Origin of the sequence: Nocardia macrotermitis, from assembly GCF_009604405.1 — a bacterium.
Classification (GTDB): Bacteria; Actinomycetota; Actinomycetes; order Mycobacteriales; family Mycobacteriaceae; genus Nocardia; species Nocardia macrotermitis.
The window spans coordinates 123,140-145,446 of the sequence record NZ_WEGK01000006.1 but is presented as its reverse complement, the minus strand read 5'-3'; the positions used below and the strand labels follow the sequence as shown (position 1 = coordinate 145,446).

Below are 22,307 nucleotides of genomic sequence, written 5' to 3'. Positions count from 1 at the left end.
TCACTGGTCGCGTCGGGCGGGTGGTCGGCGAACCCGGGTCGGTCAGGTGATTCCGAGGTTCTTCTCGATGAACTCGGCGAGTTCGGCATCGGTGGCGTCGTCGAGCCGGTCGGGGGCGTCCGTCTCCGCGTGCCGATCGCCGAGAGTGGCCAGGACGGCGGACAATTCGGTTCTGGCCCGCCCGGCCAGGTCGCCGTCCAATCCGGCCAATGCCTCACCCAGACGAGTGATCTGGCCGAAGATGTCGGGTTCGGTCGAATCGGCGTACCGCAGCGCCAGCACATGATCGGCGAGTTCGGCGGTGGTCGGGTAGTCGAACAGCACCGCGGGCGACAGGGCCAGTCCGGTGCGGGCCCGCAGCCGATTACGCAGTTCGACCGCGGTGATGGAATCGAAGCCCTGATCGCTGAAACTGCGCCCGGGATCGATGCGGGTCGGCGAGTCGACGGCCTGCACGGCGGCGATGTGCTCCTGGACGAGTGCGATCACCCGGGCCCGGCGCTGGTCGCCCGGTAGCGCGGTCAACTCCCGCCACCACGCCTCGTGCGCGGCGTCCGTGGCCGCCGGAGCCGGGTCGGTCGCGGTGGCGGTGAGGCCGCCGGAGATCGCGTTGAACTGCTGGGCCGCGAGCCGATCCCAGTCCATGTCGGCGACCGCGAGATGGGCGGCCGGATCGGTGATCGCATACGGCAGCACGTCCAGCGCGCGGGCGGGGTCCATCGGCAGGAAGCCGTTGGCCTCGGCGCGACGCGCACCGGCGTCGTCGATGATGCCGTCACCGGCCCACAACCCCCACGACACCGCGGTGGCGGGCAGCCCCGCCGCGCGCCGATGCCGGGCGAGCGCGTCCAGGTAGGCGTTGGCCGGGGCGTAGTTGGCCTGTCCGGCGACCCCGCACAGTCCGGCGATGGAGGAGAACAGGACGAAGGCCGACAACTCCAACGCCCGGGTCGTCTCGTGCAGGTTGTGCGCGCCGATGGCCTTGGCCGCCAACGCGTTTCGGAGTTGATCCGGAGTGAGGGCAGCGATCGAGGCATCATCGAGTACCGCCGCGGCGTGGAACACCGCCGACAGCGGCGTGGTCACCGCCACCGAATTCACCACCAGGCGTAGTTGTTCCGGATCCGCGACGTCGCAGCGGGCGACCCGCACCCGCGCACCCTGGGCGGCGAGTTCGGCGACGAACTCCGCGGCGCCGGGCGCGTCGATACCGGCGCGGCTGGTGAGCAGCAGGTGGCGGGCGCCGTCGGCGACCAGTCTGCGGGCCAGTGCCCGGCCGAGCGCGCCCAGGCCGCCGGTGATCAGGACGGTGGTGGCGGGGTCCGGCGTCCACGGCTCCGCGGCGGGCGTCCGGTGCCGGATCAGCCGGCGGGACAACGCTCGTCCCGATCGGACGGCGATCTCGGTTTCGGTCGAACGCCGATCGGTGACCACGGCCAGCGCGATATCGAGCCCGGCCCGGTCGCCGGAATCATCGATGTCGATCAGGCCGCCGCGCAGATGCGGCAGTTCGACGGCGGCGACCGCACCGAATCCCCATACCGTCGCCGCGGCCGGATCCGGCACCGTGTCGCCGTCGACCGCGGCGACCGCACCGGAGGTCAGCGTCCACAGCCGGGACTGCCAGCCGAGTTCGTCGCAGGTCCGGGCGAGTTCGACGGCCGGTGCCAGCGCGCGTTCGACGCCCTCGGCGGGGTCGGTTCCGGACGCGCCCACCGGCAGTACCGAGATGATGCCCGTGGGCGCGGCATCGGGCGCGGCTTCCCGTAGCGCAGCCGTAAATGCTCGGTGCCGTGCGAGTTCGGCGGAGTCGAATGCCACGACGGCGACGGTGGCGCCGATATCGCGCAGTGCCTGCGCCACCCGCGCGCCGAAGTCGTCGTCGGGGTGCCCGAGGATCACCCAGTCACCGGGATCGGCAGGAGCCGAAGGGGTTTCGATGTCACCGAATTCGGTCACGTAGGTCCAGCGGTCGCGCTGCCGAGCGTGCGTGGTGCGCCGGTGATAGTCGGCCAGCGGGGCCACCAGGGCCTCGACATGTTCGTCGGCGCCGGTGTAGCCGATCAGCCGACGCAGTGCCGTGCCGTCCTGCCCAACCACCGCGGTCCAGAACTCGCCGTCGGAGCCCGGGCCGGTCTCGGTGTCGGCCGGTGCCGCGGGCCAGTGTCGTTCGCGGTCGAACGCGTAGGTGGGCAGTGCCGACATCGGCGAATCCGGTTGCAGCCGTTCCCAGTTCGGTGTCAGTCCCACGACGTGCAGTCGCGCGACGGCCGCGGCGATCGATTCGTCGGCGCGCACGTCCGGGCGCAGCGTCGTGATCACGACCGGCTCGGGGCGAACCGCGGCAGGCTCGGCCGCGGCGACCGTCTCCGCGGCGAGGGCACTCAACACCCCACCCGGACCGATCTCCAGAAAGGCGTTCTCCCCTGCCGCACAGGCGAATTCGATGGCCGGAGCGAACAGGACCGGTTCGCGGATCTGCCGGGTCCAGTAGGCGGCATCCAGTAGCGCTCCCGCGTCCACGGCGCCGCCGGTGGTCACGATCGGCACCGCGGCGGGCCGGTAGGTCAGCCGGGCCGCGACGGCCTCGAATTCCGCGAGCAGACCGTCCATCTGAGCGGAGTGGAAGGCGTGGGATGTGTTGAGCCGCTTGGTGCGACGCCGACGCTGCCGGAACCCGTCCGCGAGCGCCTCGGTGGCGTCGGGGCTGCCGGAGATCACCACCGAGCGCGGCGCGTTCACCGCGGCGATATCGACCGGCAGCGCGGTCCGCTCGAGCTCCGCCCGCACCTCCGCGGCGGTGGCCTCGATCGCGATCATCGCTCCGGCGGTGTCGATCTCCTGCATCAGCCGGGCCCGCTCGGCCACGAGCCGGCAGGCATCGTCGAGCGAGAGCACACCGGCGATCTGCGCGGCCGCGAGTTCCCCGATGGAATGGCCGATGACCCGGTCAGGGACGATATCCCACGACCGCAACAGCGCGGCCAGCGCGACCTCGACGGCGAACAGGCAGGGCTGAGTGTAGAGCGTGCGGTCCAGCAGGAGCCGGTCATCGTCGTCGGTCGCGCCCTCGAGCGCCTCGCGCAGCGAATGGGTCGCGACACCGGTGAGCAGTTCGTCGACGGTCTCGCAGATCCGGTCGAACACCACCCGGAACACCGGAAAGCGTTCGCGCAGTTCGTATCCCATGCGCGGGAATTGGCTGCCCTGCCCACTGCACAGGAACGTGACCGTGTGGTGCCGCGCCTGTCCGACGTGGGTGCCGGCTCCGGGAGTGCCGGAAGCAAGGGTGCCGAGACCCGACAGCAGATCCGCGACCGTGTCGCCCACGATCGCGGCTCGATGCTCGAATGCGGTGCGCCCCAACGCGAGTGTGCGGGCCAGCGCGTCGGGTTCGAGCGTCGGTTCCGCACGCAACCGTTGCGACAGCCGGTCGGCCTGGGCGACGAGTGCGCGGTCGGTGCGCGCCGACAGCACCCACACGTACGGCGCGGCCCCGGCCCGCCCGGTCTCGGCGGCCACCGGCGCCTCGTCGGCGGGCTGCTCCAGGATCAGATGGGCGTTGGTACCGCTGATTCCGAACGAGGAGATGCCCGCCCGACGCGGCCGGTCACCGCGCGGCCAGGGCCGTTCCTCGGCGAGCAACCGCAGCGGGATCTCGTCCCAATCGATGTGCGGGGTCGGATCGTCGCCGTACAGCGACTTCGGCATGCGTTCGTGCGCCATCGCCATCGTCATCTTGATGACCGCGCCGACTCCGGCCGCGGCCTGGCTGTGCCCGATATTCGATTTCAGCGAGCCCACGTGGATCGGGTCGTCGGCGGCTCGACCCGCACCGTAAGCCCTTGCGAGAGCGCCGATTTCGATCGGATCGCCCAGCACCGTCCCGGTGCCGTGGGCCTCGATCACGTCGATGTCGGCGGGCCGCAGTCCCGCCCCGGCCAGTGCCGCGCCGATGACGCGCTCCTGGGCGGGCCCGTTCGGCGCGGTGAGCTGACTGCTGGCGCCGTCCTGATTGATCGCACACGAGCGGATCAGCGCGTGGATGTGGTGCCCGTTGCGGCGGGCGTCGGATTCGCGTTCCAGCAGCAGCAGTCCGGCGCCCTCGGCCCAACCGGTCCCGTCGGCCGCGGCCGAGAACGAGCGGCAGCGGCCGTCCGGCGACAGTGCCCGCTGACGACTGAAATCGATGAAGGTCGTCGGCGTGGACATCACCGTCACACCACCGGCCAGCGCCAGTTCGACCTCGCCGCGCCGCAGCGCCGCGGCCGCCTGCGCGATCGCCACCAGCGACGACGAGCACGCGGTGTCGACGGTGACGGCGGGCCCGGTCAGCCCGAGGTGATAGGCGATCCGCCCGGACACGACGCTCGCGGCACTGCCGATGACCCGGTAACCGTCCTGCGGCGATCCGGTGGGCAGCTGGGTGCCGTAGTCGTAGTACATGACGCCGGTGAACACACCGGTTCCGCTGCCGCGCAAGCTTTCCGGCACGATATTGGCGCGTTCGAACAGCTCCCAGCTCAGTTCGAGCATCAGTCGCTGCTGCGGATCGGTCGCGACCGCTTCCCGGTTTCCGATATTGAAGAATCCGGCGTCGAAACGGTCGGCGTCGTAGAGGAATCCGCCCTGATCGGTCAGCGACCGACCGGCCGCGTCCGGATCGGCGTCGTGCAGGCCGGCGGGCCAGCCGCGGTTGCCGGGGAAGGCGCCGACCGCGTCGGCGCCGGTGGCCACCAGATCCCAGAGTTGTTCGGGTTCGCGCACCCCGCCGGGATAGCGGCAGGCCATGCTCACGATCGCGATCGGCTCATCGGCACGGGCGGTGACCTGTGCCAGCTGCCGCCGCGTCTGCTGGAGTTCCGCGGTGACCCGTTTCAGGTAGGCCCGCAGTTTGTCCTCGCCCGATACCGCCGGGGCATCGCCGGATACCGTCGTCACAGCGCCTCATCTCTGCTCAACCCGAGCTCGTTGTCGATCAGATCGAATAGTTCGTCGTCGGTGGCCGCGCGCGGATCGCGGTCCGCGGTGGCCGGTTCGGCCGTGGGTGCGGTCAGGCGGCGCAGCTGGGTCAGCAGCAGTTCTCGGTGCGGGCCGTCGAGTTCTGCCGAATCCTGCTGCACGCGTTCGAGATTCGCGATGAGTGCCGCGATGTCGACGGCGGCGGAGGTCGTGGTGTCGCCGAATTGTGCGGTGAGCAGCGCGGTCACGTGGTCACCGAGTTGCGTCACGGTCGGATGGTCGAGCAGCGCCGTCGCCGACAGGCGGACGCCGCAGGCCCTCGACAGCTGATTGCGCAACTCCACCGCGGCCAGCGAGTCCACGCCCATGTCCAGGAATCCGCGGCGCGCGTCGATCTCGGTACCGGCGGGATGGCCCAGCGACTGCGCCACCGCGTCCCGGACCAGCGCGGTCACGGACTGCCGACGTTCCTCGGGAGACAGTGCCGCCCAACGGTTCTCGGACCGTGCGGGCGCGGCGGCCCGCAGTTGGGAGCCACGCTGTTCGGAGTCGCGGTGCGGGGCGGGCGTGCGCGCCGATCGGACCCGGATCGCGGCGGGCCAGGCAGGGGTGGCCAGCACATGGGGTTCCCCCGCGACCAGTGCGGCATCCAGATAGCGCACCGCCCGATCGACGCTCAGCGAACCGACGCCCGAACGCCGCAGCCGCGCCAGTTCGATGCCGCCGAGTGTGGCGCCCATGCCCTCGACATCCTCCCAGAATCCCCACCCGATCGCGGTGGCGGGCAGACCCGCGTGCCGACGCGCGCGGGCCAGCCCGTCCAGGAACGCGTTGGCGGCGGCGTAGGTGCTCTGTCCCGGGTTGCCGGTGGTCGCGACCATCGACGAGAACAGCACGAACGCAACGACTTCCGGCAGCCGCTCGGTGTGGCGGTGCAGATTCCACGCACCGTCGACCTTCGGCCGCAGGACGGTCGAGATCTGTTCGGACGTGACGGAGGTCAGCGCCGCGTCGTCGAGTACTCCGGCGAGGTGGAAGACGGCCGAGAGCGGTGCGGTCGGATCGATTCCGGCGATCAGATCCCGCACCTGTTCGGCGTCCGCGATGTCGCGGCTCTCGGTGCGCACGTGCGCGCCCAGCTCCCGCAGTTGCGCCACCGTCTCGGCCGCGACCTCGCCGCGGCTCACCAGCAGCAGCCGCCGCACCCCGTGGGCGGCGACCAGGTGTCGGCACACGACTCCGGCCAGCGCACCCGAGGCACCGGTGATCAGGACCGTGCCCGACAGGGCGGCGGCTGTGGTGTCGTCTGTCGGTGTCGTGACCGCCTCGACCTCAGGACGCTGAATATGATTGTCCCGCAACATGATTTCGGGATCCGACACGGCTTCGACGGCGGCCGCGATCCGCCGGGGCTCGGCGAGGCTGTCGGTCTCCACCAGCCGGAATCGTCCGGGCCATTCGTTCTGCGCACTGCGGACCAAACCGGCTACCGCCTGGCCGGGTATCGAGCCGAGCGCGCCCGAATTCTCGACCACGACCGCCAAGGGAGTCTCGGCGAGTGTGTCGTCGGTGGCCCAGTCCCGCAACGTCGTGATCGTTTCGGCCACAACGGAATGCGTCGCTGCCGCGATGTCGTCGGCGGCTGCGGAATCCGGTAGTGCGAGCACCAGATCCGGAGCCGCGCGACCGTCGCGCACCGCCGCCCGCAGCGCCTCCGGTGTCGCGAAATCGGCGTCGGCACCGCCGACGATCACCACATCACCGTCCGGCTCGGCGGCGACCGGTGCGCCCGGCTGCCACACCAGCCGGCCGGGCAGTTCCGGGCCGGAGGCGGCGGGCAGGGTGGCCGGGAGGAAGGTGACGGCATCGATCTCGACCAGGGTCCGGCCGTCGGGGGCGCTCACCCGCAGTGCCGCTCGATACTGTCCGGTGCGCGCGGCCTCGGCCAGGACCGGTCCGGCGGGCGCGGCGGTGACGCGGACGCCGCGGAACTGCGCGGGCAGCACCGGCCCGGAGTCGTCCGGCGACAGCGCGACCACCAGTGGATGCAGGGCGGCGTCGAGCAGCGCCGGATGGACGCGGTGCCCCGCGGCCGCAGGGGTGGATCGATCCAGCTCCAGGCGTACCCGAACGGAATCGCTTGTCGCATAATCGAATCCGCGTAGATTGCGGAAGGCGGGTCCGTAGCGGTAGCCGTCGGCGGCGAGCCGCCGGTACAGCTCCTCCGGTTCGGTATCCGGTGCCGGCAGCTCCCCGGTGACCGCGTCCGGTCCGGCGGTCTCGTGGCCCAGCCGCCCGGTCGCGTGGGTCACCCACGGCTCGCCCGGTGCGCGGGACCGGATGGCCACCTCGCCGTCGGCGTCGACCGAAACCTCCACGAGGCGATCGGATTCCCCCAACACCATCGGCGCGACGAGATCGAGTTCGGCGACCTGCTCCCGCGCCGCCCGTGCGGCGGCGTACAGGGCCAGATCGAGGAATCCGGTACCGGGGAACAGCACCGCGTCACCGATCGCGTGATCGGCCAGCCACAGTACCGAGTCCAGCGAGATCGTGCCGGTGAGCAGGATCGCGCCGTCCTCGGCGCGCGCCACCGATCCCAGGAAGGGGTGGCGGCGATCCGCCCCACCGGGTGCGCTCCAGAAACGGGTCCGGGTGAAGGCGTATCCGGGTAGCGGAGCGGTGTCGACCGGGCGGGCGCCCAGCAGCGCGGGCCAGCGCACCTCGGCCCCGTCGAGGTACAGGGTCGCCAATGCCTGTGTGACCGAATCGGTTTCGTCCGCTCGCCGGGACAGGGTGGGTGCGACGACGATCGGTTCCGGAATCGAGTCGGTGATCATCGGCAGCAGTACCGCGTCGGGCCCCACCTCGAGGAACGTCCGCACACCCGCGTCGTGCAGCGTGCGCGTCACGCCGGCGAAGCGGACGGCGTGCCGGGCGTGCCGCACCCAGTGGTCCGCACCGAGCTCGGCCGCCGTTTCGATCGCCGCGCCGGTCAGGCCCGAGATCAGCGGTATGCGCGGCGCTCCCGCCCGCACGGTCTCGGCCACCTGCCGGAACTCGTCGAGCATCGCGTCCATGTGGCCCGAGTGGAACGCGTGGGAGACGTTGAGCAACTGCACCTTTCGCCCGTCGGACCGGAACTGTTCGGCCACGGCCTCGACCGCCGCCCGGTCACCGGAGATCACGGTGGCGCGCGGTCCGTTCACAGCGGCGATATCCACCCCGGTGTACGCCCGCAGCGCCTGTACCACCTCGGCCTCGGGGACCGCCAGCGCGGCCATCGCCCCGTCCGCATCGATCTCGTCCATCAGCCTGCCGCGCGCGGTTACCAAGCGGCAGGCGTCGTCGAGGTCGAGCACACCGGACACATGTGCGGCGGCCAGCTCACCCACAGAATGACCGGCCACGAAATCCGGTGCGGGGGTGAACGTTTCGAGCCAGCGAAACAACGCGACCTCGACGGCGAAGATCGCGGGCTGGGTGTAGCGGGTGCGATGGACGAGCCCGGACTCGTCGGCCAGCACCGTCGCGAGCGGCACCGGCAGATACGGGTCCAGCCGCTTGATCACCGCGTCCAGCTCCGTGGCGAACCCCGGTACGGCCGCGGCGAGCCGGGCCCCCATCCCGACTCGCTGACTGCCCTGACCGGAGAAAACGTACGCGCGCGGCCCCACCCTGTCCGGCGGACCGGCGACCACGGCATCGGGATGCGGCGCACCGGCCGCGACCGCCGCCAGCGCGGCACCGATATCCGCCGACGAGCGGACCACCGCGCGATGGGCGAAACCCTCGTCCACCCGGTGCGATTCGGCCGCGGCCACCACCACACCACCGGGATCGATCGCTGCGGCCAGTGCCACGGCATGGGCGCGCAGACCCACGGCCGAGCGGGCCGAGAACACCAGCGGCGCTGCGAGATCCGGAAGTTCTTGCGACACAGGCAATTCCGGCTCTTGCAGGATAACGTGCGCGTTGGTGCCGCTGATTCCGAACGACGAGACCGCCGCGGTACGCGGCCGACCCGTCTCGGGCCACGGCACCGGTCCGCCGACCGGCACCCGCAGATTCGCCGCGGACCAGTCGATCAGACCGCTGGGCGTCTCGACGTTCACCGTCGGCGGCACCGTCGCCGAGCCGAGCGCGCCGATCAGCTTGATCATGCCGGTGACACCGGCCGCTGCCTGGGTGTGCCCGATATTGGATTTCGCCGAGCCGATCAGTACCGGCCGATCCGCGCCACGCACACTGCCGTACACCGCGCCCAGCGCTTTCGCCTCGATGGGGTCACCGAGCGCGGTGCCGGTCCCGTGCGCCTCGACCACATCGATATCGGCGGGCGACAACCGCGCGTCCGCGAGGGCCGCGGAGATGACGCGCTGCTGGGCGAGACCGTTCGGCGCGGTGAGACCGTTGCTCGCGCCGTCGGAATTGATCGCGGTGCCGCGCACGACCGCGAGAATCCGGTGCCCGGCCCGTATCGCGTCCGCGCGTCGCTCGACCAGTACGGTCGCGACCGCCTCGGCCCACACCGTGCCGTCGGCGGCGTCGGCGAAGGGTTTGCAGCGACCGTCCGCGGCCAGACCGCCCTGTTTGGCGAATTCGGTGAACATGCCGGGTGTGGCCATCACACACACCCCGCCCACCACCGCGAGATCGCACTCACCCGAACGCAGTGCACGCACCGCCAGGTGCAGCGCGACCAGGGACGAGGAGCAGGCGGTGTCGACGGTGACGGCCGGGCCGGTGAAGCCGAAATGATAGGCCAGCCTGCCCGAGATCACACTGTTGGTGGTCCCGGTCAGCAGATATCCGGCGGCGCCGACGGCCGCTTCGTGCATGCGGGGGCCGTATTCCTGTTGTACCGCACCGACATACACGCCCGTACCGCTTCCACGCAGCGAGCTCGGTGCGATTCCGGCGCGTTGCAGGCAGGTCCAGGTCGACTCCAGCAGCAGCCGCTGCTGCGGGTCCATCGCCTCCGCCTCACGCGGGCCGATGCCGAAGAACGTCGCGTCGAAATCGGCGGCGTCGTACAGGAATCCGCCGCGACGAGCCGGGCCCGATCCCTGCGGGTGGAGGTCCCAGCCACGATCGGCCGGGAAGGTTCCGGTGACCTCGCGCCCGGCCAGCAACGCGTCCTGGAATTCCTCCGGGGTGTCCAGCCCACCCGGCCAGCGCCCGGCCGTGGCGACGATGACCACCTCGTCGTCGTCCGCTCGAATCCTTTGCACACCACTGGTATTCGTCGATGCCGTGCGGGCGCCGAGCAGTTCACCGAGATGGTCGATCACCGCGCGCGGGGTGGGGTGGTCGTAGACCAGGGAGGCGGGCAGGGGCAGGCCGGTCAGTTCGGCGATGACGTCGCGGAACTGCACCGAACCCAGCGAGTCCATGCCCAGCGTGGTGAACGCGCTGCGCAGTTCATCGTCGCCGACGGTGGTGGAGCCCAACGTGCGGGTCAGCGCGGTCACCACCGCGCTGACAGGATCGATCTCGGAGTCGCGGCGGATTTCGGTTGAGTTTGCCGGTATTTCGGTCGCACTCTCAGCGATTTCTATGGTGCCCGAATGTATTTTGGCTTTGCCCGAATGGACTTCGGATTTGTTTATCGGGATTTCGGACGTGTCGGCACGGATTCCAGCTGCGCTCGTGAGGATTTCGGCTGTTTCGGCCGGGATCTCGGCGCGCGGCCGGGCATCGATACTCCGTTCCACGCCTGTGATCCAGTGCGGTGTGCGCTGAAAGGGGTAGGTGGGCAGATCGATTCGCCGACGGGCGGGTATCGAACGCTCCCAGTCGACGGGCACACCGGCGCATTCGAGTTCGGCGAGGACCCGCAGCAGACCATCGGCATCGACGGTGCCGTCACGCAGCGCCGCCACGGCCGCGATGGTGCGACCACCGGCGTCGATGCCGGGAGCCGAACGGATCATGCTCGACAGTCCCGACCCCGGCCCGAGCTCGAGGAAGGTGGTCACACCGTGCTCGAGCAAGGTCTCGATGCCAGTGCCGAAACGTACCGTGCCGCGCAGTTGCGAGGTGAGGTAACCGGGGTCGGCGAGCTGCGCGTCGGTCAGCAAGCGGCCGGTGGTGTTCGACACCACCGGTGTGCCCAGGCGGTGAACCTCGGTGCCCGCCACCACATCCCGGAATTCCCCGAGCACCGGGTCCATGTGGGCGGAGTGGAAGGCATGGCTCACGGTCAGCCGGGTGGTCCGGTATCCGCGCCCGGCGAATTCCACACCCGCCGCCGCCACCGCGGCGGCCGCACCCGAGATGACGGTGGCCTGCCGGTGATTCACCGCGGCGATGTCGAAGTCGGCGCCGATGCGATCTCGATGCTCACGAATCTCGTTCTCGGACACCGCGATCGCGAGCATGGCACCGCCCGCGGGCGCGGCCTGCATCAACCGGCCGCGCTCGGCCACCAGCCGCACCGCGTCCCGAACCGCGAAGGCGCCGGAGACGGTGGCCGCGACCAGTTCGCCGATGGAATGACCGATCAGATGGTCGGCCCGCACCCCCAGTTCCCGGACCGCCTGGTACAGCGCGTATTCCACCGCGAAGAGGGCGGGCTGGGTGTAACGAGTGCGAGCGAGCAGCCCGGCGCTGTCGCGGTCCTCTTCGATCAGCAGTCGCCGCAGGTCCAGATCCAGATACGGGCCGAACTGCCCGACCACCTCGTCCAGCTGTGCGGCGAACCCCGGCAACGTCCGATACAGCGCGCGGGCCATGGCCGGTCGTTGCGCCCCCTGACCCGGAAATACGAACGCCAGACGCCCGTCCGCGCCCCGGTCCGTCCGGGTCCGCCGTCCCGACACCACCTGCGGCACAACCGAACCCGAGGTGACCGCGGCCAGACCGTCGTCGAGGTCGGCCCGATCGCGCGCCAAGACCACGGCCCGGTGATCGTGGCGCGCCCGGGTCACGTGCAGTGAGTAGGCCAGAGCGCCGAGATCTGTATCGGCCGTGAGGAATTCGCCCAGTTGCCGCGCGCGGTCCCGCAACGCGCCCGCACTCGCGCCGGTGAGTACGAACGGCGTGAGCGCGTCTCCGGACACGAACGGATCATCCGGCGGCACCGGTGCGGCCGCGGCCAGGACGACATGGCAGTTGGCGCCACCCATCCCGAACGAACTCACACCAGCGACAGCCGGATCCGTTGCGGGCCAGGGCGTGTGCGCTGTAACGACCTCTAAACCAAGCTCCGCCAACGGGATTCGCGGACTGGGGCGATCATGGTTGCGAGTCGCCGGGATTTCACCCCGGTACACCGCCAACGCCGCCTTCACCAGCCCTGCGATCCCCGCCGCCCCCTCGAGATGGCCGATGTTCGATTTCACCGATCCGACCCGCAGCGCGGCAGCACCGTCCCGCGTGGCCCCGTACACCCGTCCGAGCGCCGCGGCCTCGACCGGATCGCCGACCGGCGTTCCGGTGCCGTGCATTTCGACATAGCCGACGCGTCGCGGCTCGACTCCCGCGTCGATGAGCGCCGCGCGCAGCACCTCGGCCTGCGCGTCGGCACTCGGCGTGGTGAGGGTGGCGGCGGTCGCGCCGTCGTTGTTGACCGCCGAACCGTGGATCACCGCGTAGATCCGGTCCCCCGCCGCCAGCGCGGCGGTGAGGGGTTTCAGCGCGACCAGCGCCCCGCCCTCGCCCCGCACGTAGCCGTTGGCGCGCTCGTCGAAAGGGTGACAGGCATGGTCCGGGGACAGGGCGCCGAACCGCTCGGCGATCACCGTCTCGTGTTCGCCCAGTACGAGATTGACCCCGCCCGCCAGCGCCGCCGCGCATTCACCGCGCCGGATGCTCTGCACGGCCAGATGCACCGCCACCAGCGAGGACGCCTGCCCGGCATCGACGGTCAGGCTGGGCCCGCGCACACCCAGGACGTGCGAGATCCGGTTGGCGAGCATGCCGCGACTCAGCCCGGTGAGAGTGTGCCGGGTGGCGGCCGCGGCCTGCGAGAGGATCTCGTAGTCCCCGTGCATGGCCCCGATGTAGACCCCGGCGGAGGTGCCGCACAGATCGTGCGGGGAGATTCGACTGTCCTCCACCGCTTCCCACGCCAACTCCAGCAGCAGCCGCTGCTGCGGATCCATCGCGGCGGCCTCCCCCGCCGACACGCCGAACAGGCCGATGTCCATCCCCGTCACATCGCGCAGATAGCCGCCCGGCCGGTGGCGCCGGTCGCTCACGGTGACGGCGTCACCGCCGCGGGCGAGCAACTGCCAGAACCGCGCGAGATCCTCCGCACCGGGCAGCCGGACCGCCATGCCGACGATCGCGACCGCCCGCTCCTCGCGTCCCCCGGTACCCGCCGATGACGGCTCGTGCGTGCGCTGTTCGGCTGTCATGAAGATCAGCGTCGCGGGAAACGAGCGCCCCGGACACCCCTACCCGTGCCGTCGCGCGCCGACCGGGTTTAGGGGGCCACTAGGGGCTGTCAGGGGGCTCGGCCCGACCTTAGCGTTCCGGTGAGGGTCGATTCTCCACCCCGGCCGGTAGGACGAACAGCGTTGCAGCTCAGTAGATTACCCGCGCGATGAGACCGCGTGGTGGAAAGGACCACGATCATGACCGATCGGCTCGCCACGGCGGTAATCGAGGGCGCACCTGCCGAAGCGCTACTCGCACAACAGGTTCCGACGCACTATCGGGCCGCGCATCTGCGCCGCGAGGATGTCGGCATGTTCGACGGCGTGACCGACAAGGATCCACGCCGATCGATCCATCTCGGCGAGGTGCCCATGCCCGAACTCGCACCCGACGAGGCGCTGGTTGCGGTCATGGCCAGTTCGATCAATTTCAACACCGTGTGGTCGTCGATCTTCGAACCGGTGTCGACCTTCGACATGCTCGACCGCTACGCCCGCCCGGGCGGTTTCGCGGCCCGGCACCGGCGCGATCATCAGGTCATCGGCTCGGACGCGGCCGGGGTCGTGGTCCGGACTGGCGCCGGGGTCCGCAACTGGAAGGTCGGCGACCACGTCACGGTGTCGCCCGTCGTGGTCGACGATCAGAACGCGGGCGCGCACGACGACGCCATGCTCGATCCGGGCATGACGGCGTGGGGTTACGAGACCAATTTCGGTGGGCTGGCGCACTATTGCGTCGTGCGGGCCAGTCAGCTGCTGCCCAAACCGGCACATCTGACCTGGGAGGAGGCGGCCTGTATCAATCTGTGCGGCGGCACCGCCTACCGGATGCTGGTGGGCGAGCACGGCGCGCGGATCAAACAGGGTGACATCGTGCTGATCTGGGGCGCGGCCGGCGGGCTCGGCGCCTTCGCCACCCAGCTGGTGCGCAACGCCGGCGGCATCCCGGTCGGCGTGGTGTCGTCGCGGGAGAAGGCACGGCTGGTGCGGGCGCTGGGATGTGAGGTCGTGGTCGATCGCACGGAATTGGAGCTCGATAGCGGAGATCGCGGACCCGAGGCGACGATCGCGGCCGCGAAACGGCTCGGCCGCGCCATACGCGCCGCGGTCGGCGAGGATCCGCACGTCGCCTTCGACTACACCGGTCGCGACACCTTCGGCATGTCGGTGATCGTCGTGCGCCGCGGCGGAACGGTCATCACCTGCGGCTCGTCGAGCGGATACCGGCACGAATACGACAACCGCTATCTGTGGATGAATTTGAAACGCGTGATCGGCAGTCACGCGATGAATTTGAAAGAAGCGGCGGAAATGATACGCCTCTTCGACCTCGGGAAACTCGCGCCACCATTGTCGGCGGTTCATCCGCTGAGCGATGTGGCCGAGGCGGTGCGTTCGGTGCAGCAGAATGTGCATGTCGGCAAGGTCGGCGTGTTGGGGCTGGCGCCGAATGCGGGTCTGGGCGTAACCGATCCGGAGAAGAGAGAGCGTCTCGGTGAGGATTTCCTGTCCCCACTACGACCACTACCTGCACTGATATCCGTTCCCGACACCGATCGAGTGGTCGTTCATCAGTAGCGGTACACCGAATTCCCGACCGATCAATTCCCGTCGCGACGCGACGGGAATTTGTCGTGTCCAAACCCCCTGGATCTCCTTTTTCATGCGGATTCTCGGCATCGGGCAATTTAAATCCGGACGATTCTTGATATCGCATCCGCAATCACAGTGCCCGATCGTGGTAAATGCACATCGCACGATGAGGGAGATATAAATGAATACCAAAGCGATGACACTCGGCGCGGCGATTTCGATCGCGGCGCTGACCATCGGTTCGGGTAGCGCGCACGCCGATTCCGGCGCAGACCACAACGTCGGCTATCGGGCCACCACCACGGCCTCGTCGATCGGCATCGAGATCGATTCCGGATCACTCACCGACGACAACGGCGTCCTGAAGGTGCGCTCCGACCGCGGCAAGGTACTGGCGGGCACCGAATTGTCCTTCCGGGTGGATGATTTCGTCTTCCCGATCCGCGCCGACATCACCGGCCGCACCGCGACACTCACACCGCAATTGGACCCGGCCCACGCCGTGTATCGCCCGATCGCACTGCCGTACGAAGACCAGGCCCCCTGGAAAACCCCCTACGACCGCGAACAGGCCGCCTGGTCCCGCCTGACCAGCACCATCGGCGCCGGCGCCACCGTCGGCACCCTGGTCGGCGGCCTCACCGGCGGCGCAGTCGGCTGCCTACTCGGCGGCATCGCCGGCGCCACCGTGGCCGCAGCCACCCTGGTCGGCCTGTTCGGCCCCTTCGTTCCAGCCGCACTCGTCGGCTGCCTGGGCGGAATAGTCGCGGTCGGCGCCCTGGGCACCCTCGCAGGCCAACTACTGGTCACCGCCCCGGTGACAGTCCTGGCCGCCGTCCAGTACTTCACCACCATCAACCAACCGTTCCAAACCCACTGAACAGCAACGGTTCCCTCGATCCGGCAGATCGGATCGAGGGAACCGCGCCCTTTCCGTTTCACCTCCTCACCCGCAACACCATCGCCGGCCTGGTTTCCGACGAGTCCGCCGGACTCTCCCGGTAACCGCAGGTCACGCACGATCAACTACTGCGCACAAGGCCCGAGGGTTTGTCGTTGCCCCGTGGCGGCGGACCGCACGATCGCGTCCAGGAGCCGATGACGCTTGACGGCGTGTGCGAAATCCGGGGCGACAGTCGTTCCGTGGACGAGGTCGTCCCGAATCGCGGCATAGGCGTGCGCCAGCGTGTGGATTACCGTTCCGGCCAGGCCGGGATAGTCGTCGTACCCGCTGGGCGGCGTCATCTTCGTGGGCCGACCGCCGCCGCGCGTGCCGTACACCGTGACCGGGCCGAGGTGCGGGAACTCGGCGGCGGTGATCTCGAGCCTCCCCTCCGTACCGTCGATGAGCAGGGAGAACCCCGCACCCGATGCCGCGCCGCCGCGGTGGTGGACGGACAGGATCGCCCCGCCCGCCACCGTGCCGGAGATCGCGATCTGGTCCTCGGCGGTCATCGGAACGACCTGTCCGGTGCGCCCGAGGGGAACCTGCGGACGACGGGTCGCGGTGGTGGCCACCACGTCCCGAAGCTCGCCGACGACCATCGACACCAGGTCGATCGCGTGTCCGAAAGCGATGGTCAGCATCGTGGCCCCGAGCTTGCGGTCGAGCGTGTAGACCAGGTTCGGAGGCACCGGAGTGCCCCATTCGGTCGAGGACGCCACGACCGTGGCGGAGAGCACTTCTCCCACGAATCCTTCGGACACGAGGTCGGCCAGCCAACGGAAAGCAGGCGAGGAGCGACCTTGCAGACCGACGAAGGTGGGCGTCGTCCCGGCGGCACGCTCCATCTCCCACGCCTCGCGCAGGTCGACGGCCAGCGGCCATTCGGAGAGCACCGGCACGCCCGCCTCCAACACGGGCAACACGAGTTCGCGGTGCCGAGGCACCTTGACGGCGACGACAACGAGGTCGACGTTCTCGTCGCCGGCGAGCTGCTCGACCGACGTGTACGCGGGCACGCCGTACGCCGCGCCCGCCGCCCGGGCCGATGCTGCGGAGCTCGCCGCCAGCGCGCGCAGCTCGATCCCGTCGACAGCGTTCAGCGCGGGCAGGTGAGCCCCTGCGGCCCACCCACCCGTGGCACTCAGCCCGACGATGCCGACGCCGATCGAGTTGCCGGAGTCAGGCACCGAGCTGCCGCATCAGGGTCTCGGCGTCGTGCAGGGCCGTCATGTGCACGAACCGCCCGTCACGAACCTGATAGATGGCGTACTCGACGATCTCGAACGAGGCGCCGGTGGGAGCCACGCCGAGCCACTCCTTGGCGGGCGTCCCCGTGTTGATCAGGCGAGCGGCCAGGCGATCACCGTCGACCGCGATCTCCTGGAGTTCCCAGTGGAAGTCCGGAACCGCGTCGATGTCGCCGTTCAGCACGGCGACGACCTGGTCGCGAGTGCCGGGCTCGCCGTTCAGGGTGGTCTCGTCGTTGATGAACTCGTCCATCCGGTAGATCTCGTGGGCGTTGAGCGCCGCGATGTAGCGAAGGTAGAACTCGCGCAGATCGGTGTCGGACATGATCGCCTTCTTTCAGCCCTCGGAGAGGAGGGCGTGCTCAATACTTCTGTTCCGAACGGTACTGAAGTGCGACCACGTTGTCACCGCCCCGCACGTGAGGCGAATGTCTCACCGAGACAAGGGAACAAGCGGAGGAGACAGCGGCTACACGGGCCAGTCGAGCAACGCTGTATCGACGATCTCATCGAGCTCGGCAGGACCGAGGCCATTGGCAGCCTGGACCGCGATGCCGAAACCCATCGTCATGATGAACCGAGCAAGACGCCGAGGGTCGGCGTCGGACGGAAGATCACCCTCGTCGACGGCACGCCGGAAGCGCGCCTCGAGATGAACCCCCGCGTCGTTGCGCCAGTCGACAAGCAGGTCGTGGACGGCCCGGCTCTCCTCGCTCGACGCCAGCGCCCCCTGCACGGCCAGACACCCCGAGGGACCCTCCGCAGGGGTCGTGGCGCAGACCGCTCCGCGCAGGAACGCGAAGGCCACCGCCCGTGCGGTCGGCTCCTCCAGGGCCCGCGTGACATACACGGCCGGCCCGGCGGCGTAGCGCTCGAGAGCCTTACGGAACAACTCCTCCTTGTTGCCGAAGGCCGCATACATACTGGTTTTGGTGATCCCCATGGCACCGGTCAGCTCGGCGAGGCTCGCACCTTCGTAGCCTTGCGCCCAGAAGACCCGCATCGCGCGTTCCAGCGCCTCATCGATGTCGAATCCCCGAGGCCGCCCCATGACAGCCCTGCGCGAGTCACCCATAGCACAAGAGTACCCCTCGGTACATATCTACATGACCATGAAAACCACTTCACTCGGTGGCCTCGAGGTCTCGCGCATCGGTCTCGGAGCCATGGGGACGTCGGCGTTCCATACGTACCGCCACGCAGGTTCCGCACTTGCCGGTATTGACTTCCCGCTCAACGGAAACCATGCGGCGCAACATGTTTCGGCGGACTAACCGACCGGAACAACCGTGTCGCCACGCTTTGCCAGCAGCAGCGCCGGACGGTGCTTGCCGTCCTTGAACCAGTGATGCGAGCCGGGCTTGCGGGCCTCGGCCGCGAGGTGCTTGATACCTGCCTCGCAAGCGATTTCCTTCAACTTTCGCCCCACGGCCCCGCCGAAGTACAGCCGCATACCGGTCTCGTTCTTGTGACCGAGCTGGTAGATGGCGGCGGCCCGGCCGAAGCTCAGGCACATGGCGGGGAAGGCGAGGTCGATCGGGGTGGGCTGTTCGCCTGCGATTCGGTGCAGCACCGTGTCGGCCGCGTGGGCTCCCAGGCAGTACGCGACGTACGCGCTCATGCGGAACGGCACGTCCGACGGCGCCGAGGCGTCGCCCGCCGCGACGATGCGTTCGTCATCGATGCTGGTCAACGTCTCATCGGCGAGTAGACGTCCGGCGGTGTCGGTGCTCAGGCCGCTGCGGGCGGCCAGGTCCGGCACGCCGAAACCCGCGGTCCAGATCGTGACGTCACCGGCCAGCGTCCGACCGTCGGCGAGCTGCACGGTCTCGCGGGTCACCGCCGTGACGGCATTCCCCTCGATGACGGTCACCCCCAGTCCCGCGAGGTTCTTGCGGGCCGTGCGCCGCGCCTTCGGGTGCAGGTACGGAACGAGGACGTCACCGCAGATCAGTGTGACCGCCCGCCCCTGCTCGGCGAGTTCGGCGGCGGTTTCGACCCCGGTCGGGCCGCCGCCGATCACCGTCACCGCGGCCGTCGCGGGGGTGTCCAGCAGCACCGACCGCAATCGCCGCGCCGCCTCCGAAGTCGCTATGGGATAAGCGAATTCGGCCGCACCCGGCACCTGCGGCGTCGCGCTGCCGCTGCCCACCGCGTAGATCAGGTGGTCGTAGCCGACACCGCGGCCGCCGGCCAGCACCACCGTGCGCTCGGCGGCGTCGATCCGCGTCACGCTGTCGACCACCAGCTCGACACCGTCGGCCAGAATATCCTTGAAATCGACTGTGGCCTCATGTGTTTCGGCCACCAGCTGATGCAACCGCAGCCTCGGGACGAAGGCCCGGCGCGGGTTGATCACGGTCACCTTCACGTCGTCGCGCTGGGTCAGGCGATTGGCCGCCATCACACCGGCGTATCCGCCACCGACCACGACGACTTCGTGCTTGCTCATGTTCTTCTCCTTCGGTCCAGGCCGCCTACCTGGGACATCGGGGCCGTTCGGGGTGTTCCCGGTGATGAATCAAGCTTCGCGGTCGGCCGAGAGCTGATCAACGTAAGCTTCGTGGACCGATTGATAACCCTGGAGTTATTCGTGGAGCTACGCGATATCGAGATCTTCCTGACGCTCGCCGAGGAATTGCACTTCGGCCGCACCGCCGAACGCCTGCACGTCTCCCAGGCCCGCGTCAGCCAGGCCATCCGCGCCCAGGAACGACGCATCGGCACCGCACTGTTCGACCGCACCAGCCGCCGCGTGCGGCTCACCCCCGTCGGCCGCCGCCTGCGGGAGGACCTGCAACAGGTCCACGACCTGCTCCAAGCCGCACTCGCCCGCGCCGAAGCCGCCGGACCGGGCGTCGGCGAAACTCTGAAGATCGGCGTATTCGGGCACGCCGGACATGAGATGCGCCCCCTGATCGACGCCTTCCGCACCCGCTATCCGGGCAACGACGTCACCTTCGGCGAGGTCAACGGCGCCGAACCGTTCAACGCGCTGCGCAGCGGGGAACACGACGTCAACGTGCTGTGGCTCCCAGTCTTCGAACCCGACCTCACCGTCGGCCCCACCGTCCTCACCGGCCGCCGCGTCCTGGCCGTCGCCACCGACCACCCCCTGGCCGACCGCGGCGCCGCATCCCTGGAAGACCTGGCCGACAACCACGTCGTCGACTTCGGCCCCGACGCCCCCGAATACTGGGTGGCCGCCATGGTCCCCACCCGCACCCCGCAGGGCCGCCGCATCCCCCGCGGCCCGGTAGCCCGCACCTTCCACGAACTCCTCGCCCTCGTCGCCTCCGGCCGATGCATCCATCCCCTGGGCGAAATCGCCGCCCGCTACAACACCCCGCCCGGCATCACCTTCCTCCCCATGCCCGACACCCCTGAACTCCAGTGGGCCCTCGTCTGGCCCTCCACCACCGACAACCCCCTGATCCGAGCCTTGTCCCACACCGCAGCCGACCTGGGGCCGATCCAGCTGTAAGCCAACAACACCCGTCTCGACGCTCAATCGATGGCCAGGGCCAAGTGAAAGTCGACCCGGTCGTCGGGGTCGGTGAGACTGTGATCGGTCAACTGTTCGATGCGTTGGATCCGGTAACGCAGCGTGTTGACGTGCAGGTGCATTTCGGCGGCGCAGCGGCTCCAGGAACCGGATGCGGCCAGGAATGTGGCGAGGGTGGCCACCAGGTTCGTTCGGTGTCGGCGGTCGTACTCCTCGACGGGCCCGATCAGGCGCTGGCGGAACAACTTTCGGACGTCGTCGGGGATCGAGGCGAGCAGGAGCAGATGGGAGGAGAGTTCGGCGCTGGTCGAGGCGCTGAACCAGTCCTTGGACAATGCCGCAACGCGGTGTGCGTGACGCGCCTCGTGCAACGAACGGCGGAGTGCCGCAACGCTTGTCGCCGCGTGGCCGACACCGAGCACGATCCGGCCGCGTCCGACGAGTGGGCGCATGCGTTCGGCGGCCTGCCGGACCAGGTCGATCAACCGCTCCCCCGGTAGCTCGGGCGCCGCGGGGATCAGGAGCAGGTAACCGGGTTCGGCCGCAATCGGTTCCGGCGTGCCGGGCACCGCGCGGACCAGCTCACCCAGCAGCACCGCCGCGAATTCCCCACCGTAGGCAGTGTTTTCGGTGGCGGCGAGCACCGCGACAATCGGCCGGTCCGGATCCAGACCGAGACTGCGCAACCGCGCTCCGACCGCGGCGTCGTCACCGGCGCCGAGATGCGCGAGCGACTCGCGCAGGAAACGCTCCTCGACGATCCGACGTTCCTGCCGCAACGCCTCACTCATCGCCCACAGCATGCACACCTGCGCCATCGCGTCGACGACCCACGGCTCCCGATCCCGGTAATCGCCGTCGGTCACGAGATATCCGGCCGACGGACGCCGCGCGATCGGCGACTGCACCGGATGGATCGACACGGTGCTGTTCCCCACGGACTGCACACTCGGAAATACCGACTCCGCCAACGCATTTCGAAACGCGCGGTCGAGCCGATCGGATTCGACGCCGGGGATCGCACCCGTGGTCGACCGGCCCGTCGCGGACAGCAGCGCACAGCCGATCCCGGTCGTAAGACGAAGGGGCGCAAGCAACCCCGCGGGCCCCTCGCCCGCCGCCAGGCTCGCCAGCAGTCCGCGATGCAGCGCCGCACCCGGCGTCGGCCCGGTCGCATCGCGCAGGGCCGCGTCGATCGTCGCGGTGATGGTGGCGTAGGAGACGCCGTCGCCGACGGTGAACGCCGTGATCCCCTGTCGGCGACAGGCATCCAGGACCGGTTCGGGGACCCGCCCGTGTACCGCGCTGCCGACCACCAGTCCCGCGCACCCCGCACCGGCCAGCGCCCGGCAGAACACCTCGGCGTCCGCCGCATCGCGATACCAGGTGGCGCTGGTGAGCACCAGTTCCCCGCCCGCGAGATAGCCGACGGGGTCCGGCAGATCCGTGGTGTACACGCCGCGTACCTCCCGGTCGCGGCGGCCCAGGTTGAGCAACTCGAGCTCGAGATCGGGCAACTCGAGTAGGTCGGACACCAGCATGGTCGGCACTTCCTGGTCTTCGGGCGCACCCTCGCGTGTTACGGCGACGTGCATTCCGATGTATCGCTGTTCGGAGAATTCTACAAACACCGGAGAATCCCGGATCGAACTGTTCGTCGACTCACATTC

General features: G+C 69.5%; 10 protein-coding genes. 3 read left to right on the top strand and 7 right to left on the bottom strand.

What is annotated here, in order from left to right; genetic code table 11:
* Positions 1 to 42 precede the first annotated feature (42 nt).
* Both NRB20_RS16150 and NRB20_RS16145 read right to left on the bottom strand, forming a co-directional pair.
* The gene (locus tag NRB20_RS16150) at positions 43 to 4,941 is read right to left on the bottom strand and encodes a type I polyketide synthase (protein ID WP_153410957.1); all 4,899 of its coding nucleotides are present in this window, start codon (positions 4,939 to 4,941) and stop codon (positions 43 to 45) included.
* Positions 4,938 to 13,325 carry an SDR family NAD(P)-dependent oxidoreductase gene (locus tag NRB20_RS16145; protein ID WP_153410956.1) on the bottom strand — a complete coding sequence of 2,796 codons (8,388 nt, stop codon included), beginning with the start codon at positions 13,323 to 13,325 and terminating at the stop codon, positions 4,938 to 4,940. The genes NRB20_RS16150 and NRB20_RS16145 overlap by 4 nt, the downstream gene beginning before the upstream one ends.
* A gap of 219 nt (positions 13,326 to 13,544) precedes the next feature.
* Between NRB20_RS16145 and ccrA the strand changes: the two genes are divergently transcribed.
* Entirely contained in the window at positions 13,545 to 14,924 is a 1,380-nt protein-coding gene (gene ccrA, locus NRB20_RS16140) for a crotonyl-CoA carboxylase/reductase (protein WP_153410955.1), read from the top strand.
* A gap of 196 nt (positions 14,925 to 15,120) precedes the next feature.
* The gene (locus tag NRB20_RS16135; RefSeq protein WP_153410954.1) at positions 15,121 to 15,819 is read left to right on the top strand and encodes a hypothetical protein; all 699 of its coding nucleotides are present in this window, start codon (positions 15,121 to 15,123) and stop codon (positions 15,817 to 15,819) included.
* 146 nt (positions 15,820 to 15,965) lie between these two features.
* Here the strand turns inward: NRB20_RS16135 and NRB20_RS16130 are convergent, their stop codons facing one another.
* From NRB20_RS16130 to NRB20_RS16115, 4 genes are all read right to left on the bottom strand, one after another.
* Complete coding sequence (locus NRB20_RS16130; protein ID WP_319944985.1) at positions 15,966 to 17,072, bottom strand: Gfo/Idh/MocA family protein; 1,107 nt, start codon at positions 17,070 to 17,072, stop codon at positions 15,966 to 15,968.
* Complete coding sequence (locus NRB20_RS16125; RefSeq protein WP_153410953.1) at positions 17,065 to 17,457, bottom strand: ester cyclase; 393 nt, start codon at positions 17,455 to 17,457, stop codon at positions 17,065 to 17,067. The genes NRB20_RS16130 and NRB20_RS16125 overlap by 8 nt, the downstream gene beginning before the upstream one ends.
* A gap of 144 nt (positions 17,458 to 17,601) precedes the next feature.
* A complete protein-coding gene (locus tag NRB20_RS16120) occupies positions 17,602 to 18,207 on the bottom strand; it encodes a TetR/AcrR family transcriptional regulator (protein WP_153410952.1) in 606 nt (201 codons plus the stop codon).
* 195 nt (positions 18,208 to 18,402) lie between these two features.
* On the bottom strand, positions 18,403 to 19,584 hold the full coding sequence (locus tag NRB20_RS16115; protein WP_153410951.1) for an NAD(P)/FAD-dependent oxidoreductase: 1,182 nt from the start codon (positions 19,582 to 19,584) through the stop codon (positions 18,403 to 18,405).
* 111 nt (positions 19,585 to 19,695) lie between these two features.
* On the opposite strand from NRB20_RS16115, the gene NRB20_RS16110 reads away from it, so the two are divergent.
* A complete protein-coding gene (locus NRB20_RS16110) occupies positions 19,696 to 20,616 on the top strand; it encodes a LysR family transcriptional regulator (protein ID WP_319944984.1) in 921 nt (306 codons plus the stop codon).
* A 23-nt stretch (positions 20,617 to 20,639) separates the two neighbouring features.
* On the opposite strand, the gene NRB20_RS16105 is transcribed toward NRB20_RS16110, so the two are convergent.
* Positions 20,640 to 22,268, bottom strand: coding sequence for a PucR family transcriptional regulator (locus NRB20_RS16105; protein WP_153410950.1), 1,629 nt, complete (start codon positions 22,266 to 22,268; stop codon positions 20,640 to 20,642).
* Positions 22,269 to 22,307 lie beyond the last annotated feature (39 nt).

Coding starts and splice junctions, on each gene's coding strand:
- NRB20_RS16145 (WP_153410956.1), bottom strand. CDS start 13,325: ATGACAGCCGAACAGCGCACGCACGAGCCGTCATCGGCGGGTACCGGG.
- ccrA (WP_153410955.1), top strand. CDS start 13,545: ATGACCGATCGGCTCGCCACGGCGGTAATCGAGGGCGCACCTGCCGAA.
- NRB20_RS16135 (WP_153410954.1), top strand. CDS start 15,121: ATGAATACCAAAGCGATGACACTCGGCGCGGCGATTTCGATCGCGGCG.
- NRB20_RS16125 (WP_153410953.1), bottom strand. CDS start 17,457: ATGTCCGACACCGATCTGCGCGAGTTCTACCTTCGCTACATCGCGGCG.
- NRB20_RS16120 (WP_153410952.1), bottom strand. CDS start 18,207: ATGGGTGACTCGCGCAGGGCTGTCATGGGGCGGCCTCGGGGATTCGAC.
- NRB20_RS16115 (WP_153410951.1), bottom strand. CDS start 19,584: ATGAGCAAGCACGAAGTCGTCGTGGTCGGTGGCGGATACGCCGGTGTG.